The organism is Streptacidiphilus sp. EB103A (assembly GCF_041261405.1).
GTDB lineage: Bacteria > Actinomycetota > Actinomycetes > Streptomycetales > Streptomycetaceae > Streptacidiphilus.
This window is the reverse complement of the sequence record NZ_JBGCAQ010000001.1, coordinates 262,528-278,920: the sequence shown is the minus strand read 5'-3', so window position 1 is coordinate 278,920 and position 16,393 is coordinate 262,528. Positions and strand designations below refer to the sequence as shown.

At 70.7% G+C, this 16,393-nt stretch carries 13 protein-coding genes; 7 read left to right on the top strand and 6 right to left on the bottom strand.

Going from position 1 to position 16,393, the window contains the following annotated elements; translation table 11 throughout:
- Positions 1-383 precede the first annotated feature (383 nt).
- Both ABH941_RS01250 and ABH941_RS01245 read left to right on the top strand, forming a co-directional pair.
- A complete protein-coding gene (locus ABH941_RS01250; RefSeq protein WP_370126620.1) occupies positions 384-1,007 on the top strand; it encodes a TlpA family protein disulfide reductase in 624 nt (207 codons plus the stop codon).
- A 103-nt stretch (positions 1,008-1,110) separates the two neighbouring features.
- On the top strand, positions 1,111-2,622 hold the full coding sequence (locus tag ABH941_RS01245) for a M17 family metallopeptidase (protein ID WP_370126619.1): 1,512 nt from the start codon (positions 1,111-1,113) through the stop codon (positions 2,620-2,622).
- Here the strand turns inward: ABH941_RS01245 and ABH941_RS01240 are convergent.
- Positions 2,619-3,308 carry a lysostaphin resistance A-like protein gene (locus tag ABH941_RS01240; RefSeq protein WP_370126618.1) on the bottom strand — a complete coding sequence of 230 codons (690 nt, stop codon included), beginning with the start codon at positions 3,306-3,308 and terminating at the stop codon, positions 2,619-2,621. The two genes, ABH941_RS01245 and ABH941_RS01240, sit on opposite strands and share 4 nt — an antisense overlap.
- Before the next feature lie 118 nt (positions 3,309-3,426).
- Between ABH941_RS01240 and ABH941_RS01235 the strand changes: the two genes are divergently transcribed.
- From ABH941_RS01235 to ABH941_RS01220, 4 genes are all read left to right on the top strand, one after another.
- Positions 3,427-5,136 carry an alpha/beta hydrolase gene (locus ABH941_RS01235; protein ID WP_370126617.1) on the top strand — a complete coding sequence of 570 codons (1,710 nt, stop codon included), beginning with the start codon at positions 3,427-3,429 and terminating at the stop codon, positions 5,134-5,136.
- Between the two features lie 89 nt (positions 5,137-5,225).
- Entirely contained in the window at positions 5,226-5,663 is a 438-nt protein-coding gene (locus ABH941_RS01230) for a nitroreductase family deazaflavin-dependent oxidoreductase (protein WP_370126616.1), read from the top strand.
- A gap of 98 nt (positions 5,664-5,761) precedes the next feature.
- Positions 5,762-7,501 carry a peptide-N4-asparagine amidase gene (locus tag ABH941_RS01225; RefSeq protein ID WP_370126615.1) on the top strand — a complete coding sequence of 580 codons (1,740 nt, stop codon included), beginning with the start codon at positions 5,762-5,764 and terminating at the stop codon, positions 7,499-7,501.
- Positions 7,502-7,538: 37 nt separating this feature from the next.
- Complete coding sequence (locus ABH941_RS01220; RefSeq protein ID WP_370126614.1) at positions 7,539-8,372, top strand: MerR family transcriptional regulator; 834 nt, start codon at positions 7,539-7,541, stop codon at positions 8,370-8,372.
- 21 nt (positions 8,373-8,393) lie between these two features.
- On the opposite strand, the gene ABH941_RS01215 is transcribed toward ABH941_RS01220, so the two are convergent.
- The 3 genes from ABH941_RS01215 to tdh are packed head-to-tail and all read right to left on the bottom strand — an operon-like array spanning position 8,394 to position 11,609.
- Complete coding sequence (locus tag ABH941_RS01215) at positions 8,394-9,311, bottom strand: LysR family transcriptional regulator (RefSeq protein ID WP_370126613.1); 918 nt, start codon at positions 9,309-9,311, stop codon at positions 8,394-8,396.
- 4 nt (positions 9,312-9,315) lie between these two features.
- Positions 9,316-10,524, bottom strand: coding sequence for a glycine C-acetyltransferase (locus ABH941_RS01210; RefSeq protein ID WP_370126612.1), 1,209 nt, complete (start codon positions 10,522-10,524; stop codon positions 9,316-9,318).
- 56 nt (positions 10,525-10,580) lie between these two features.
- Positions 10,581-11,609 carry an L-threonine 3-dehydrogenase gene (gene tdh / locus ABH941_RS01205; protein WP_370126611.1) on the bottom strand — a complete coding sequence of 343 codons (1,029 nt, stop codon included), beginning with the start codon at positions 11,607-11,609 and terminating at the stop codon, positions 10,581-10,583.
- 328 nt (positions 11,610-11,937) lie between these two features.
- Here tdh and ABH941_RS01200 point away from each other — a divergent pair, with 328 nt between their 5' ends.
- Complete coding sequence (locus tag ABH941_RS01200; protein ID WP_370127058.1) at positions 11,938-12,180, top strand: chaplin; 243 nt, start codon at positions 11,938-11,940, stop codon at positions 12,178-12,180.
- Between the two features lie 78 nt (positions 12,181-12,258).
- Here the strand turns inward: ABH941_RS01200 and ABH941_RS01195 are convergent, their stop codons facing one another.
- Entirely contained in the window at positions 12,259-14,835 is a 2,577-nt protein-coding gene (locus ABH941_RS01195) for a carbohydrate-binding module family 20 domain-containing protein (protein WP_370126610.1), read from the bottom strand.
- A 250-nt stretch (positions 14,836-15,085) separates the two neighbouring features.
- Positions 15,086-15,748, bottom strand: coding sequence for a phosphotransferase enzyme family protein (locus tag ABH941_RS01190; protein WP_370126609.1), 663 nt, complete (start codon positions 15,746-15,748; stop codon positions 15,086-15,088).
- Positions 15,749-16,393 lie beyond the last annotated feature (645 nt).

Below are 16,393 nucleotides of genomic sequence, written 5' to 3'. Positions count from 1 at the left end.
TAACACCCAGCGGGGATCCGAATGCGTATTCACGCTTTCTGCACAATAACTTGACACGGATCCGGGCAAGGTATCTCCGACCCCTTTCCCCGGAAGGGCGCGCTACTTCGGGGGAGGCTACACCACAGGCTCACACCTGGTCGATCGGCAACGGACAGGCCCGATCCAAGCAGGAGAAATGGGATATAGGCAATTATTCGAGAGAAATCAACAAATGGCTCCGACGCCCCCACCAGGTACTTTTCAGAACAGGTTCGGCGCCTGCAGCGCAGACAAATAGTGATTCACCGCACACCTATTCCCAGCTCCCACTCCGGAATTTGTCAGGTACGCACGAGACCCCCGCCGGAGCACCCTCGCGGCCCCGTGCGAGACTCCCTCGCATGCGTCCACAACCTCCGCACAGCCGCGCCCACAGTCCCCGGGCAGCCGTTCTCGCCGCGGCCGTGGCTGGGGCCGTCGCCCTCGGCGCAGCCGGCTGCTCCGGCGGCACTACAGGTGGCGAGTCCGCGGAGAGCACGGGCTCCCATCTCCTGCCCGGCATCGGCCAGATCACCGCGATGAAGGACCGGGGCGCGCCACTGGACCTCGCCGGAACCACCCTGGACGGCAAGCAGATCGACCTCGCCGGCTACCGGGGCAAGGTCGTGGTGCTGAACATCTGGGGCTCCTGGTGCGACAGCTGCCGGGCCGAGGCGGACGGCCTGGCCGCGGCCGCCACCGCCGACGCCTCCCGAGGCGTTCAGTTCGTCGGCATCAACACCCGCGACCTGCAGACCGCCCAGCCGAAGGCCTTCGTCGCCGACCACCACATCGGCTACCCCAACTTCTACGACCCGTCAGGAAGCCTGCTGCTGCGGTTCCCCAGGGGCGCCCTCGATCCGCAGCTCATCCCGGACACCTTGGTGCTGGACCGTCAGGGCCGGATCGCCGCCCGCGCTCTCAAGGCCGTCAGCGCCGCCCAGCTCGCGCAGATGCTCGCCCCGGTCCTCGCCGAGAAGTCCTGACCCCGGCGCGCCCGCGATCCTGACGAACGGTCATATGGGATAAATGGGTGCAGCTGCGGGGTGTGTCGTGGCCCCCGCCCGGAACCGCGAGGAGTACGGACACATGGCGGATGTCGGCGACGTGATGAACCTGGTGCCGTCCTGGCAGCGGCAGGTCGGGGTGTCGGCGGCGGCGCTGCCCGCCGAACTGCTGGACGCCGTGGCGGTGGGCGAGGTGCTGGGGGTTCCGGTCCCGACACCGGTCGGCGACCAGCCCTGGCTGGGGCTGAGCGGCGCCGGGCTCCAGGCGGCGGGGATGGACGGCAGCGTCGGCCGGACCCTGGCCTGCCCGGTATCCGGCGGCGGCGTTGCTCTGCTGTACGGAGTCGGCGCCGCAGACACTGCTGACGCACGGTCACTTCGCGACGCCGGTGCGGCCCTTGCCGCAGCAGCTGCCGACTACGGCCGACTCGCCCTGGTCGTTCCCACTCCGACGGTTGAGTCGGCCGCGCAGGCGCTGGTCGAAGGCGTCCTGCTGGCCCGCTACCGGTATCCGGTGCTCAAGCAGCCCGCCGCCGAGCCCGCCCTGGAGTCGCTGGTGCTGCTGGCGGCCGGGGAACGGCTCGACGCGGTGGCCCGTGGCGCCGAGCGCGGCCGGGTGCTGGCCCGTACCCAGGGGCTGGCCCGGGACCTGGCCACCTGTCCGCCGAGCATCATGACCGCCGAGGTCTTCGCCCGGATCGCCCAGCGGCTGGCCGCGGACTGCGGCTTCACCGCCGAGGTCTTCGACCGCGCGGCGCTGCGACAGCTGAGCTGCGGCGGCCTGCTGGGAGTGAACGCCGGCAGCACCGACGAACCACGGATGGTCAAGGTCCGCTACACCCCCGCAGCCGCCCGCGCGGAGGCGGCGACGCTGGCGCTGGTGGGCAAGGGCATCATGTACGACTCCGGCGGCATCAGCCTCAAGCCCAGCGACGCCGTGCACGCCACCATGAAGAACGACATGTCCGGCGCCGGCGCCATCCTGGCGGCCATGACGGCGCTGGCCGCGCTGGACTGCCCCACCGCCGTGACCGGCTGGCTGATGTGCACCGACAATATGCCCTCCGGCAGCGCGACCAAGCTCGGCGATGTGCTGACCATCCGCGGCGGCGCCACCGTCGAGGTGCTCAACACCGACGCCGAGGGACGGCTGGTGATGGCCGACGCCCTGGTGCTGGCCACCGAGGAGCCCTGCGACGCAATCGTCGACATCGCCACCCTCACCGGCGCCAGCCTGCGCGCTCTGGGCGCGGAGATCGCCGGGCTCTTCGGCAACGACCAGCCCCTGGTGGACCAGGTGCTGGCGGCCGCACGGCGCACCGACGAGCCCTGCTGGCAGCTGCCGCTGGCCCGCCGCTACCGCGCGGAGCTGGACTCCGACGTCGCCGACATCAAGAACATGGGCGGCCCCAACGGCGGCGCGATCCACGCGGCGCTGTTCCTGGAGGAGTTCGTCGCCGGGCGCCCCTGGGCGCATCTCGACATCGCCGGACCCGCGCAGAACGACACCCCGAAGTCCTGGCGCCCCCGCGGCTGCACCGGCTTCGGCGCCCGGCTGCTGACCGAGCTGGCGCTCGGCTTCACCAAGCCCTAGGCGAGCACATAGGCGGCCAGGTAGCCGAGAGCATTGGTGGCCCAGTGCAGGCCCATCGGAGCGAGCAGGCTGGTGCTGCGGCGGCGCAGCTCGCAGAAGACCACCCCGGACGCCGCGGTGAACAGCACCGCGCCGGCGTCCGCCAGGACCGCTCCGACGACGGAATGGCCGAAGAGCGAGCCGAGGGCGGGCTTGTCGCTGGCCAGGTGGAGCGAGGGCAGGATGTGCCACAGACCGAAGAGCAGTGAGGACACCCCGGTCGCCCAGTAGACGCCGCGGATGCGCAGCAGCAGTCCGTAGAGCACCCCGCGGAAGGCGACCTCCTCCAGCAGAACCGTGCCCAGCGCCACCTTGACCAGTACCCGGAGGGCGACCTGAGCACCGGTCAGGGTGTCGGTGCGCTGGTCGGCGAAGAGCCCGCGGGTCGGCGGGAACAGCGCGCCGACCAGGTAGACCGCGGCCACGATCCCGACCAGCGCCAGCGCCCAGCGGGCACCGCGCGGCAGGCTGTCCCGGGTCAGCCCGGCCAGTTCGGCCCCGCCGCCGGCCGAGTGGGCGATGCCGAGCAGCGCGGCGACCACGACCACCGCGGTGAGCAGCCCCCAGGCGGGCAGCCAGCGGTTGTTGACCAGATTGGTCAGCACCAGCAGCACCACGGTGCCGCTGAGCGCGGCGACGTCGCGCACGGATGCCTCCCGATGGGTGGGTCGGAGGACACCGATGCTGCCCCGAACGGTCGGACCCGGCCGAACAACACGCGGAATATATCAGTCAAATATGGATGAAAGAGCCTAAAGTCGACACATGTCGCAGCAGGTGCCCGAAGCGCAGCCCCCTGCCGAGCCCCCCGCCGCACCCCCCGCCGGTGCGCACCCGGTCGCGCCGCACCCACGGTTCGTGCGACGGGGGCCGGACTGGGGCGGGCTGCTCGCCGCGACGGTCTTCTACTGGCTCTCCTTCACTCCCTCGCTGCTGCCCCGGCCCTGGTGGCTGCAGGTGCTCGCGGCGGCGGTCACCGCCACCATCGGCTATGCGCTCGGCGCGCTGATCGCCCGCGTGGTCCGGATCTGGTTCACCCCCTCCGAGCGGCTGCGGCAGCCGGCCTGGTGGGCCCTGGCCGTGGCGGCGCCGGTGGCCGTGATCGTCACCACCGCCTGGAGCGTCACCTGGCAGGGCGACTCGCGCCGCGCGGTCGGCATGGACCCCCGGGTCACCTGGTGGCTGTGGGCCCTGGTGCCCCCGATCGCGGTGCTGCTGTGCGCGCTGCTGGTGGTGATCGGCCGCTCGCTGCGGCTGGCCACCCACGCCGCGGCGCGCGGGCTCGGCCGGATCCTCCCGCCGATGCTGGCGGCGGCCTGCGCGGTGGTGCTGGTCACCGTGCTGGTGATCGGCCTGGGCCAGGGCTTCCTGCTGCGCGGAGCGCTCAGTGTCGCCGAGAGCAGCGCCAGGCTGGCCAATGACGCGACGTCACCCGGCATCGTCCAGCCCACCCTGCCCACCCTCTCCGGCAGCCCGTCCTCGCTGGAGTCCTGGGGCAGCCTGGGGGCCAAGGGCCGCGACTTCGTCGGCCAGGCCCGCACCCGGGCCCAGCTCACCGCCTTCAGCGGGAAGCCGGCCGAGGACCCGGTCCGGGTCTATGTGGGACTGCGGGCGGCTCCGACCCTGGCCGAGCGGGCCAGGCTGGCGGTCGCCGAACTGCAGCGGACCGGCGCGTTCAAGCGCAAGGTGCTGGTGGTGATCAGCACCACCGGAAGCGGCTGGGTGAACCAGAACCTCGCCAACCCGCTGGAGTACATGTACGACGGCGACAGCGCGCTGGTGGCCATCCAGTACTCCTACCTGCCCAGCTTTGTCTCGGTGCTGACCGAGGACGAGGCCGCGCACGCCGGCCGGGCCCTGTTCGACGCCGTCTACGCCCAGTGGTCCTCGCTCCCGGCCGCCACCCGCCCCAAGCTGCTGCTCGCCGGCGAGAGCCTGGGCTCCTACGCCACCGAGCGGGCCTTCGACGGCAGCCTGGACGAGATGACCGCCCGCGCGGGCGGCGCCCTGCTGCTCGGCCCGACCGCCGACAACCTGATCTGGCAGGCCGTCACCAACGGCCGCGACCAGGGAAGTCCGATGTGGCTGCCGATCTACCAGCAGGGCCGGAGGGTGCGCTGGGGCCAGGTCGCCGCCGACTTCGCCCGACCGGCGAGTCCGTGGCCCGGCCCCAGGGTGCTCTATCTGCAGAACGGCGGGGACCCGATCACCTGGTGGACCACCGACCTGATCGTGCACCGCCCCGGCTGGCTCAGGGGACCCCGTGCCCCCGACGTGTCCAGCGGCATGCAGTGGTACCCCTTCGTCACCTTCTGGCAGGTCACCTGCGACCTGCTGGGCGCGGACAGCGTCCCGGTCGGCCACGGCCACCGCTTCGGCACCCTGCCGGTCGCCGGCTGGGCCGCCGTCGCCCAGCCGCCCGACTGGAGCGAGCAGCAGAGCACCAGGCTGGCAGCCCTGCTGGGACAGCCCTGACCGTGCGTCAGGCGGGTCGGTTGCCGCACTCCGTCCACGGACGGTCCATGATGGAGGGACCGCGATTCGACGACGGAGTGGATGACGACATGCCTCTTGAGGGTGAGTACGAGCCGAGCCCGGCGAAGTGGGTACGCGATCAGGTGGAGCTCTACGAGAGCTCCGGCGGCACCGAGGGGACGACCCTGCGGGGCCTGCCGGTGATCGTGCTGACCACCAAGGGCGCGAAGAGCGGCAAGCTCCGCAAGACGGCGCTGATGCGGGTGGAGCACGACGGCAGCTACGCCGTGGTGGCCTCGCAGGGCGGCGCCCCGACCCACCCGGTCTGGTACTACAACGTCACCGCCAGCCCGCAGGTCGAGCTCCAGGACGGCCCGGTCCGCCAGGACATGACGGCCCATGAGGCCACCGGCGCGGAGCGCGAAGCGTGGTGGGCCCGCGCCGTCCAGGCCTACCCGGACTACGCCGACTACCAGAAGAAGACCGACCGGGTGATCCCGGTCTTCGTGCTGACCCCGTCCGCATAAGCACAACGGCGCTCAGCAGCAGTGCCCCCTTGTGCATGCACTGTCATTTGGTGCATGGTCCTCCGAAGAGCTGGTCATGATCGGCGGAGGGCTGTCGGATGCACGCGTGGGGCCTGCTGCACAGACTCGGAGTGCTGGGCGGCGCCGCCGTCCTGCTCGCGACGACCGCGCTGGGAGCGGGGGTCGGGGCGGGGACGGCGGCTGCCGACGGGCCGGTCGAGACCGGGTACCAGAACCCGGTCACCGCCCTGCCGCCGGTGAGCCGCCCGCCGACACCGCACTGCACCGTGACCGTGATGCAGAACGACTTCGGCAACACCATCAGCTCACCGCCCTGGACCGGGACCGCCACCCCGCCCGCCGACTGCCCGGGGCCGTGGAACAAGGTCGTGCTGGACTGGTCCGGAAGCGTGCAGGGCCGCCAGTACGACCGGCTGGCGGGGGTCTGGATCGGCGGCGCGGAGGTGCTGCGCACCAGCACGCCCGAGCCGACCGCCGCCGGGATCAGCTGGCACCTGGAGAAGGACGTCAGCAGCTTCATCCCGCTGCTGCGCACCACCCAGCCGCTCGCGGTCTCGCTCGCCAACGTGGTGAACTCCACCTACACCGGCGTCTACCACATGACGCTGACGCTGACCTACTACCAGGCCGACCACCGCTACCCGGCCGCGCACACCGCCGACCAGGTGCTCCCGCTGTCCGACGACCCGTCCGGGACCGCCGGCCGCACCGGCTGGTACTCGCTCAACCCCGGGCAGTCCGCGACCAGCACCGTCACCCTGCCCCGCAACCTCACCGGCGTCCAGCTGGAGGTCTACGCCCGGGGCGGCGGCTGCGACGAGCAGTGGTTCGACTCGGTCCCGGACGACCTCGCCGCGAAGTACCCGGACTACCTCTGCGGCGGCGGCTCCTACCGTGAGGTGCAGGTATCGGTGGACGGCCGGCCCGCCGGGATCGCCCAGCCCTACCCGGTCGTCTACTCCGGCGGCATCGTGCCGACGCTGTGGCGGCCGATCCCGGCGGTGGACCAGTTCGTCACCCAGGCCTACGACATCGACCTGACCCCCTTCGCCGGCACCCTGGTCGACGGCAAGCCGCACACCTTCACCATCACCCCCTACGGCGCCGCCGACACCTGGACCGTGGACGGAACCCTGTTCCTGGACACCGACCACGGCGCGGCCGTCACCCACGGCGCGCTCAGCACCGACACTCTCGGCCTGTCCCCCGCCGTCAGCACCACCGAGACCGCGGGCAGCGGCGACAGCACCGAGGTCAGCACCACCGCCCGGCGCGACTGGCAGACCTCCGGCTGGCTGCAGACCTCGCACGGACGGGTGGTCACCACCGTGACCCAGCACGCCGGCTACAGCAACAGCGACGCGGTCTCCTCGGGCGGGCAGAAGCAGCTGATGACCCAGCAGGAGTACGGCAGCACCACGGTCCGCACCAGCGGCCCGGGCCGCGAGGACGCCGCCGTGCGGCACGCCTGGTCGTACCCCGTCACGGTGGACTCCGACGTCCCGCTCTACACCGACGGCAACAACTACTCCCTCTCGGCCACCGTCGCCCAGGCCCGGATCCTGGTCGACAGCGTCCGCACCGGCGCGGGCTGGCGCCCCACCGCGGTCACCGACGACCGGGTCGACGCCAGCGGTGTCCTGGCCCGCACCGCCGGCGTCACCACAGCCGCCGACGGCACCGACTCCGAGCACTACCTCGGCACCACCGACACCGGCGCCTGCTACGACCGCACCGTCACCGCAGCTCACGGCTATGTGACCGCGGACCTGCAGTCTCCGTGCGGCTGGGGCAGACTGGAGGCGATCCGCCCTTGACCCTGACACCGTGTGAGGGCCGAACCTCGAAAGCGTCATGTTCACCATCGGAGACTTCGCCGGGCACGGACGGGTGTCGATCCGCATGCTCAGGCACTACGACGCCATCGGGCTGCTGCGGCCGGCCCGGGTGGACCGGTCCAGCGGCTACCGCTTCTACGAGGCGGCGCAGCTGTCCCGGCTCAACCGGATCGTCGCGCTGAAGGACCTCGGCTTCACCCTGCAGCAGGTGCAGACCATCCTCGACGAGGACGTCAGCGCCCAGGAGCTGCGCGGGATGCTGCGGTTGCGGCGGGCCGAGCTGGAAGCGGCCATCGCCGAGGCGGCGTCGAACCTGGTCCAGGTCGAGGCGAGGCTCCGGTCGATCGAGAGTGAGGGCGCCATGCCCCAGGAAGACGTCGTCATCAAGCGCCTGCCCGCGCTGCGTCTGGCCGAGCTGAGCGGAACGGCCGCCAGCTTCAGCCCGGACGCCATCGGGCCGCTGGTCAACCGGCTGTTCGACGAGCTGTGCGCACAGACCGAGGCGGCCGGGATCACCCCGGTCGGCCCGAGCACCGTGTACTACGAGACCCCTGATTCCTCCGAGGCCCTCGATGCCGGGGTCGTCGTGCACGCCGGCCTCCCGGTCGCCGAGGGGGTCACCGGCGGACCGGGCTTCCAGGTGGTCACCCTGCCCGCCGTCGAGCAGGCCGCGACGATCGTGCACCGCGGCTCGATGGACGGGGTGCTGGCCACCAGCCAGCTGCTGGCCCGCTGGGCCGACGCCAACGGCTACCGCTTCCAGCGGCATGCGCGGGAGATCACCCTGAACTACTCGGAGCAGCCGGAGGAGTGGGTGGCCGAACTGCAGGCCCCGGTCGTCATCGGCTGACCCCGGTCGGCGTCAGCGTGCTCACCCGCCCGGTCGGGCGCGTTCCGCGGCCGAGCGCAGGGCGTGCAGGACCGGGCGGATCAGCGGGTGCTGCTCCGCCCCGCGCCGGACCGCCGCGAACACCCGCCGGGTCGCCGGGTTGCCGGCCACCGGCAGGACCACCACCCCCGGCAGGTCCACCCCGCGCAGCGCCGAGCGCGGCACCAGGGCCACCCCGGCCCCCGCCCCGGCCAGCGCGGCTACGGCTCTGAAGTCGTCGGAGGAGTGCGTCACCCGGGGCTGGAAGCCGGCGAACTCGCAGGCCAGCATGACGACCTCATGGCAGGGGTTGCCCGGATAGGGGCCGATCCAGGGCTCGTCGGCGAGATCGGCGACACTCACCCGCTCACCGTCGGCCAGCCGGTGGCCCCGGGGCAGCACCGCGTCGAACGGTTCCGCGTAGAGCGGGACCCGGGACAGCCGCTGGTCGTCCTCGCGCGGTGCGCCCCGGTACTCGACGGCCACCGCCAGGTCCGCGTGCCCGTCCAGCACCATCATCAGGCTGGCGTCGCCCTCGGCGTCCCGCACCCGGATCCGAATGCCCGGGTCGGTCTCCCCGAGCGCCGTCATCGCCGGGGCCACCACGGCGGCGATGCCGGTGGCGAAGGAGGCCACGGTCACCTCGCCCGCATCGCCTGCGCTGTAGGCGGCCAGCTCGGCCTCGGCCCGCTCCAGCTGGGCCAGGACGGTGTTGCTGTGCGCCACCAGGATCTCCCCGGCCGCGGTCAGCCGTACCCCTCGGCCGTCGCGCACCAGCAGCTGATGGCCGACCTCGTGCTCCAGCGCGGCCAGCTGCTGGGACACCGCGGACGGGGTCAGATACAGCGCGGCGGCCGCGGCGGTCACCGTCCGGTGGTCCGCCACGGCCCGCAGAGTACGCAGCCGCCGGGTGTCGATCACCAGGTCAGTTTGCCAGGGATGCCCGAGCCATCACGAATGCCCCGACCGCGTGCTCGACGTCCTCGGTCGAGTGGGCCGCCGACAGCTGGACCCGGATCCGGGCCTTGCCGTGCGGCACCACCGGGTAGGAGAAGCCGACCGCGTAGACGCCGTGCTCCAGCAGCTGCTCGGCGATCCGTCCGGCCTGCTCGGCGTCGCCGACCATGACCGGGGCGATCGGGTGGTCGCCGGGCGCGATCTCGAAGCCCTCCTCGGTCATCCGCCGACGGAACAGCTCGGTATTGGCGTAGAGCCGGGTCCGCAGCTCGGCGCCCCGGCCGGTGGTGTCGTCCTCCAACAGGTCCAGCACGGTGATCGAGGCGGCCGCGATCACCGGGGCGAGCGAGTTGGAGAACAGGTACGGCCGCGAGCGCTGCCGCAGCAGGGCCACGATCTCGGCGCGGGCGGCCACATAGCCGCCGGAGGCGCCGCCGAGGGCCTTGCCGAGGGTGCCGGTGAGGATGTCCACCCGGTCCGTCACTCCGTGCAGCTCAGGGGTGCCGCGGCCGTTGGGCCCGACGAAGCCCACCGCGTGCGAGTCGTCGACCATGACCATCGCGCCGTAGCGCTCGGCCAGGTCGCAGATCTGCTCCAGCGGGGCCACATAGCCGTCCATGGAGAAGACGCCGTCGGTGACGACCAGCTTGCGCCGGGCGTCCCCGGCCTCCTTGAGCTGCTGCTCCAGGTCGGCCATGTCGCGGTTGGCGTAGCGGAAACGGCGGGCCTTGGAGAGCCGAATGCCGTCGATGATGCTGGCGTGGTTGAGCGCGTCGGAGATCACCGCGTCGCGCTCGTCCAGCAGGGTCTCGAAGACACCGCCGTTGGCGTCGAAGCAGGAGCTGTAGAGGATGGTGTCCTCCATGCCCAGGAAGCGCGACAGCCTGGCCTCCAGCTCCTTGTGCACCTCCTGGGTGCCGCAGATGAAGCGGACCGAGGCCATGCCGTAGCCCCAGCGGTCCAGCGCCTGCTTGGCGGCGGCCACCACCTGGGGGTTGTCGGCAAGGCCCAGGTAGTTGTTGGCGCAGAAGTTCAGCACCTCGCCGGGGCGGCCGCCCGCGGTGACGTCGACCGACGCGCTCTGCGGGGTGCCGATGACCCGCTCGGGCTTGTGCAGTCCGGCGGTGCGGATCTCGTCGAGGGTGGCGCGGAGGTCTGCGCGGACCGAGTCGAGCATTCTGGAGTCACTCCTTGGGTCTTGGTGCGGAGAGTTGGGGAGGTGGTCCGGTCCGGTCACACGGTCCAGTCGAGGATGACCTTGCCGCAGCGCCCACCGGCCGCTTCGTCGAACGCCGCGTCGAAGTCCTGGTAGCCGTAGCGGCCGGTGATCACCGGGCTGAGGTCCAGGCCGCCCTCCAGCAGCACGGACATGGCGTACCAGGTCTCGAACATCTCCCGGCCGTAGATGCCCTTGAGGGTGATCATCGAGGTGACGATCCGGGCGAAGTCGACCGCGAACTCCTCGGCCGGCAGGCCCAGCATCGCGATCCGCCCGCCGTGCGTCATATTGGCGATCATCTCGCGCAGCGCCTCGGGGCGGCCGGACATCTCCAGTCCGACGTCGAAGCCCTCGCGCAGCCCCAGCTGCCGCTGCCCCTCCTCGATCGTGGCGGTGCTCACGTCCAGGGCCAGGCTGACGCCGACCTTCTCGGCCAGCGCCAGCCGGTACGGGCTGACGTCGGTGATCATCACCTTCCGGGCCCCGGCGTGCCGGGCGACCGCCGCCGCCATGATGCCGATCGGGCCCGCCCCGGTGATCAACACGTCCTCGCCCACCAGCGGGAACGACAGCGCGGTGTGCACGGCGTTGCCGAACGGGTCGAAGATCGCCGCGACGTCCAGGTCCACCGGCACCCGGTGCACCCACACATTGGAGGCCGGCAGGGTCAGGTACTCGGCGAACGCCCCGTCCCGGCCGATGCCCAGGCCCACCGTGCTGCGGCACAGGTGGCGGCGGCCGGCCAGGCAGTTGCGGCACTTGCCGCAGACCAGGTGGCCCTCACCGCTGACCAGGTCGCCCGGCGCGATGTCGGCGACCCCGGTAGCCACCTCGACGACCTCGCCGACGAACTCGTGGCCCAGCACCAGCGGGGTGCGCACGGCCTGCTGCGCCCAGCCGTCAAAGGCACGGATGTGCAGGTCGGTCCCGCAGATGCCGGTGCGCAGCACCTTGATCAGCACCTCGCCGGAACCCACCTCGGGCTCCGGCACGTCCATCAGCCACAGTCCCGGTTCCGCCTTCGCCTTCACAAGTGCTTTCACGGCGGGAGCCTCCTGTAGTGCAGCGACTGGGGTGCAACGACGTACGCCGGCAGCAGGCGCGACCGACGCTGACAAACCCTGCCGCCCGCCCCGCCGCAGGTCCATCGAGGCTTTCTTAAGCACGCCTCCACCGGAGCTTCATGGTGCCCCGAACCGGCCGAGCCCGCGATCGGCGGCGTTCGGCGGTGTTCAGCGGCGTTCGGACGCGCCACGCGTTCGGGTGACACTCCGTGTCCCGGCGTTGCCCGCCGGACCGGCGGAGCGTTGGAGGTGCTGAGCCTCGTGTCCCGATCGGCTCGCACCACCTCATGTCGTTCGAAAGGGTCCCATTGTGAACCACCAGCGCAGCGCCTTCGTCGCCGCCGCCGCTCTCGGCCTGCTCGCCGCCGGCGCGGGTGTCGCCTCCGCCTCCAGCACGGCGGCGGGCGCGGCTGTCGGCTCCCCCGGTGTCGTCTCCGGCAACCTCGTCCAGGTCCCGGTGCACGTCCCGGTGAACGTCTGCGGTGACAGCGTCAACGTCATCGGCGTTCTGAACCCGGCCTTCGGCAACGAGTGCTCCAACTGGGGCTGATCGCTCCCGCTCCCGCGGGCAATGTGTGAACCCCCGGCACCCTTCCGGTGCCGGGGGTTCACACGTACAGGCGTGGTACTACTTCCAGGTGTCCGAGAGCGTGACAGTTCCCGAACTGCCGGTGGTGTAGCTGCGGTTCGCCCCGGATTCCCAGGTCACGTTCCCCGAGGCGTCCTTGACGATGTACTTGTACGTGAAGTACGTGTTCGGAGTGATGCTGATGGTCTTCGACCAGACCGGGTAGCTGCTGGAGGACAGCAGGATCGCACCGTTGGGGTCCCAGTAGCCGAGCCCGGCGATGCTGCCGACCACGTACACGTTCTGGCCGGTCACGGTGGACTTGGTCTCGTCGAAGACGACGCCGACGGAGCTGGTGGCGTTGGCCCCCCAGGTGTTGCTGAGCGTCGCCGCCGCTGTGGTGGTGGTCGCGGTGTGGTTGTCACCGGACTCCCAGGTGACGGTGCCGTCCGGGTCCTTCTTGATGAACTTGTACGAGAAGGCGGTGTTGGACGGCAGGCCCACCGTCGCCGACCAGGTCGGGTAGGAGGCGGAGGAGAGGGCCACCGCGTTGGCGGTGTTCCAGCTGCCGAGCGCGGGGATCGAGCCGACCAGGTAGACGTTCTGGCCGTACCAAGTGGTGGCGGTGTCGTTGAAGGTCTCCGCCACGGTGGTGCTGGAGCCGTTGAAGGTGTCGGTGAGGGTCGCGCTGGCGCCAGAACCGGTGGTGGCGCTGTGGTTGGAGCCCGGTTCCCAGGTGACATTGCCCGCGGAGTCCTTGGCGATGTACTTGTACTGGATCGCGGTGGACTTCGGCAGGGTGACCGTGACCGTCCAGGTCGATCCCGACTGGGTCATCGGCAGCGCACTGGCCGGGGCCCAACTGCCCAGGTCGCTGGTGGAGCCGACGAGGTACAGCGGGGCGCTGGTGGGAGCGCCGCTGACGGTGAAGGTCTCGTTCACGGTCGAGCTGCTGGTGCTGGTGCTGGTCGCCGTGGCGGTCGCTGTGGCGGTCGCCGTCGCCGTGGCGGTCGCGCTGGCACTGGCCGAGGCGGTGGCGGTAGCGGTGGCGCTCGCCGAAGCGCTGGCGCTCGCCGTGCTGGTGCCGGTGCTGATGCCGTACAGCGCCACCGAGTCGTCGGCCGCGATGGACACCGTCGCGTTGCCGGAGCTGTCCACGGCCACCGTCGGCCCGGAGCAGGCGCCGGTCGAGGCGGTGTAGTTGCCGTGGATCACGTCGCAGTAGGTGCCCGCGGCGAGGCCGGTGGCGAAGGTCTTGGTCTGGGTGCTGCTCTCATTGTTGATCGCGATCCAGGCCTTGGAGCCGCGGGAGAAGGCGATCAGGTTGGAACCGTCGTCGTACCAGTTGGCGACGGCCGCAGTGCCGGCCGCGTTGTGCCAGCCCACCATGTTGGCGACGCCGGTGACCCGGTCGGTGCAGTTCCACGTGGTGGCGCAGTTGGTGTCGGTGACGTAGCCGTTGGAGTCGGCGGGCGGGGAGTCGTCCGAGGAGCTCCAGTTGAAGCCCGAGTACACCTGCGGGGTGCCGTAGCCCCAGGCGAGCATGAACTCGGTGGCCAGGTTGTAGGTGGCGCCGTTCTTGTAGGTCAGGGTGGAGCCTGCCCGCTCGGTGTCATGGTTGGTGACCATGACCTCCTCCTTGGCGCTGGGCTCAAGGCCCCAACTGCTGCCGAAGGTTTTGAGGTTGGCGATGCTGCCGGTGAACTGGCCCTTGATGTCGTAGGCGTAGTCGAAGCCGATGATGCTGCCGTTGGTCTCGAACGCCGAGGGGGCCAGGCTGCCGCTGCCGCCGGGGTAGACCTCCTGGATGACGTACGGGGTGTTGCCCCAGGTGGTGGTGGTGAGCCGGGATTCGATGTTCGCCAGGTCGGCCTGGGCGATGTGCTTGGCCGCGTCCACCCGGAAGCCGTCGACGCCATAGCTGATCAGCTTGTTCATATAGCCCGCGATCTTGCTGCGGGTGTCGTCGGTCTCGGTGTAGAGGTCCTCCAGGGAGAGCAGCTGGCACTCCTGGACCTGGGTGACGCTGCTCCAGTCGCTGATCACATTGGTGGAGACCGGGCAGTTGGTCGGGTAGGTGTGGAAGTTGGCCGAGGTGTACGGCACTTCGCTGTAGCTGGAGGAGGACTCGCTGAAAGTGTCCCCGCCGTAGGAGTCGGTGCTGGTCTGGTTGGAGCCGGCCATGTGGTTGATGACCGTGTCCACGATCACCTTGACGCCCGCATTGTGACAGGTCGTCACCATTGCCTCGAACTGCGCCTCGGTGCCCATGCGGCTGCCCAGGTCGTAGCCGACCGGCTGGTAGATCTCCCACCACGGGTGGGTCCCCGCCAGCCGGATCGAGTCCTCGGGCGGGGCGACCTGGACGGCCCCATAGCCCTTGGGGCCAAGGATGTTGGTGCACTCGGCGGCGACTGAAGTCCAGTTCCACATGAACAGGTTGGCTATCACGTCACCGCCGTTGCTGCCGCTGGCGTGCGCGGCTCCGCCCAGCGTCAAGGGCAGCAGGCCGCCGGTGAGCATGGCGCCCGCGAGCAGCAGCCCACCGGAGCGGGAGCGGAGGCGAAGCCGACCGTTGCGGCGCGAGCCACCGGGCGGTGGGGCCGTGGATGTGGATCTGCGCGTGGATCTACGCAATGACTGCATCGTGACTGCTCCCAGGGGGGTGGATGGGAAGGTCGTCATGCGGGCCCGCACGAAGCGCGCTACGGCATCCGCAACCCACAGCGAAAGCCGTCTGACGAACCGTCCAACCCCGGTGACCACCGGGGACTTGACGGCTGCGCGAGATGACGATCCCGCCGCCGACGGGGGGCGGTCAAGGCTTGCGTGCAAACAATTTCAGCATCTTTCGAAAATTTCATGCGCCCTTGCAGTCGCTCGACCGTCACCCGAACGTGGATTCGATCCATCGGGCGTCGGTGAGATAGCGACGATCGTGCCCCTCTTCGACATGCCGGGAGAAGGCGGGATGACCCGCCGCAGCGTGCTCGCGCATCCAGGCGACCAGCGCCCGAAGCCGCTCGGCGGCGACAGCCGGCAGCGCGGCCCGCCCCGCCTCCGACAGCCCATAGGCGTCCGCGAACAGGCCCAGCCGGCGCCGGGCTTCCGGCACCGGCAGGGTGTGTTCCTCTTCGTCCGGCGCGTACAGCGGGACAAACCGGTACGCGGTGTAGGCCACGTCCCAGAGCCGAGGCCCGGGGTGGGCGGTGTCGAAGTCAATGAAGGCGACCGGGAGTTGATCGCGGAACACCGTGTTGTACGTGGCCGCGTCCCCATGGCAGATCACCTCCGCCGGCTCCCGCGGCGGGAGTTGCCACACATCGCCCGGCTCGCGCACGAAGTCAGTCGTGGCGTCATGCAACCCACGCAACAGTCGACCCGCAGCGATCAGCGAGGCATCGCTTCGAACCTCCGGCGCACCGAAGTCATGGCCGACCTCCCCCGGCAGAAACTCAACGAGTTCCTCGGCGCCGTCCACGCTGAGTCCGTACGGCTTCGGAGCTCCCGAGAATCCGACATCCGCCACATGCGCGAGCAGGCGCTGCACCGTCCCACTCCAGGGCCCGGCCGGCCGCCGGACCACGGCCCCCTCCCGAACGACCCGATTCACACCGCCGACGAGTACCTCTCGATCTTCCATCGGAGCAGGGTAACGACCGCGCGCGGGGGGCGGGGCGGAACGGCACCGCTGGTTGGCGGCAGCTGTAGGTGGCTTACATGGCGCCACCGTTGCCGCCCGCCCCCGTCCGTGGCTTGTTGCTGTTGCTCGCTGCGCTCGCGGGCTAACTACGGGAGGGGGCGACCTGCTGGGCGCCGTAGGCCCGTGCGGGGGGCGTGCGGGCTGGCGAGGGGGCGCGCGGCGATCGGCGTGGTCCGTTTTGGGGTCACTCGACCTACTTTGGGGTCACTGACTCGACGACATAACGGACATACTTGGCAGGATTTGTCGGACGAGTGACCCCAAAGTAGGTCGAGTGACCCCAAATGCATAGGACACCTACCTGAAGAATCGTTTCCGCAGGCACCACCGACCGCTCCGCCGCCCGGCAGCGGCGCTCCGCCCGCGCCCCTCCCCCCCCTTGTCGCCGCGAGCGAAGCGAGCAACAGCAACAAGCCACGGGCGGCGGAGGGCGGCAACGGTGGCGCCATGTAAGCCACCCACAGCTGCCGCCAACCTGCGACGGCGCCACCA

Excerpts from the sequence above, each read along its gene's own strand:
- ABH941_RS01225 (WP_370126615.1), top strand. The coding sequence starts at position 5,762 with ATGCACGCGTGGGGCCTGCTGCACAGACTCGGAGTGCTGGGCGGCGCC.
- ABH941_RS01230 (WP_370126616.1), top strand. The coding sequence starts at position 5,226 with ATGCCTCTTGAGGGTGAGTACGAGCCGAGCCCGGCGAAGTGGGTACGC.
- ABH941_RS01220 (WP_370126614.1), top strand. The coding sequence starts at position 7,539 with ATGTTCACCATCGGAGACTTCGCCGGGCACGGACGGGTGTCGATCCGC.
- ABH941_RS01250 (WP_370126620.1), top strand. The coding sequence starts at position 384 with ATGCGTCCACAACCTCCGCACAGCCGCGCCCACAGTCCCCGGGCAGCC.
- ABH941_RS01245 (WP_370126619.1), top strand. The coding sequence starts at position 1,111 with ATGGCGGATGTCGGCGACGTGATGAACCTGGTGCCGTCCTGGCAGCGG.
- ABH941_RS01210 (WP_370126612.1), bottom strand. The coding sequence starts at position 10,524 with ATGCTCGACTCGGTCCGCGCAGACCTCCGCGCCACCCTCGACGAGATC.
- ABH941_RS01235 (WP_370126617.1), top strand. The coding sequence starts at position 3,427 with ATGTCGCAGCAGGTGCCCGAAGCGCAGCCCCCTGCCGAGCCCCCCGCC.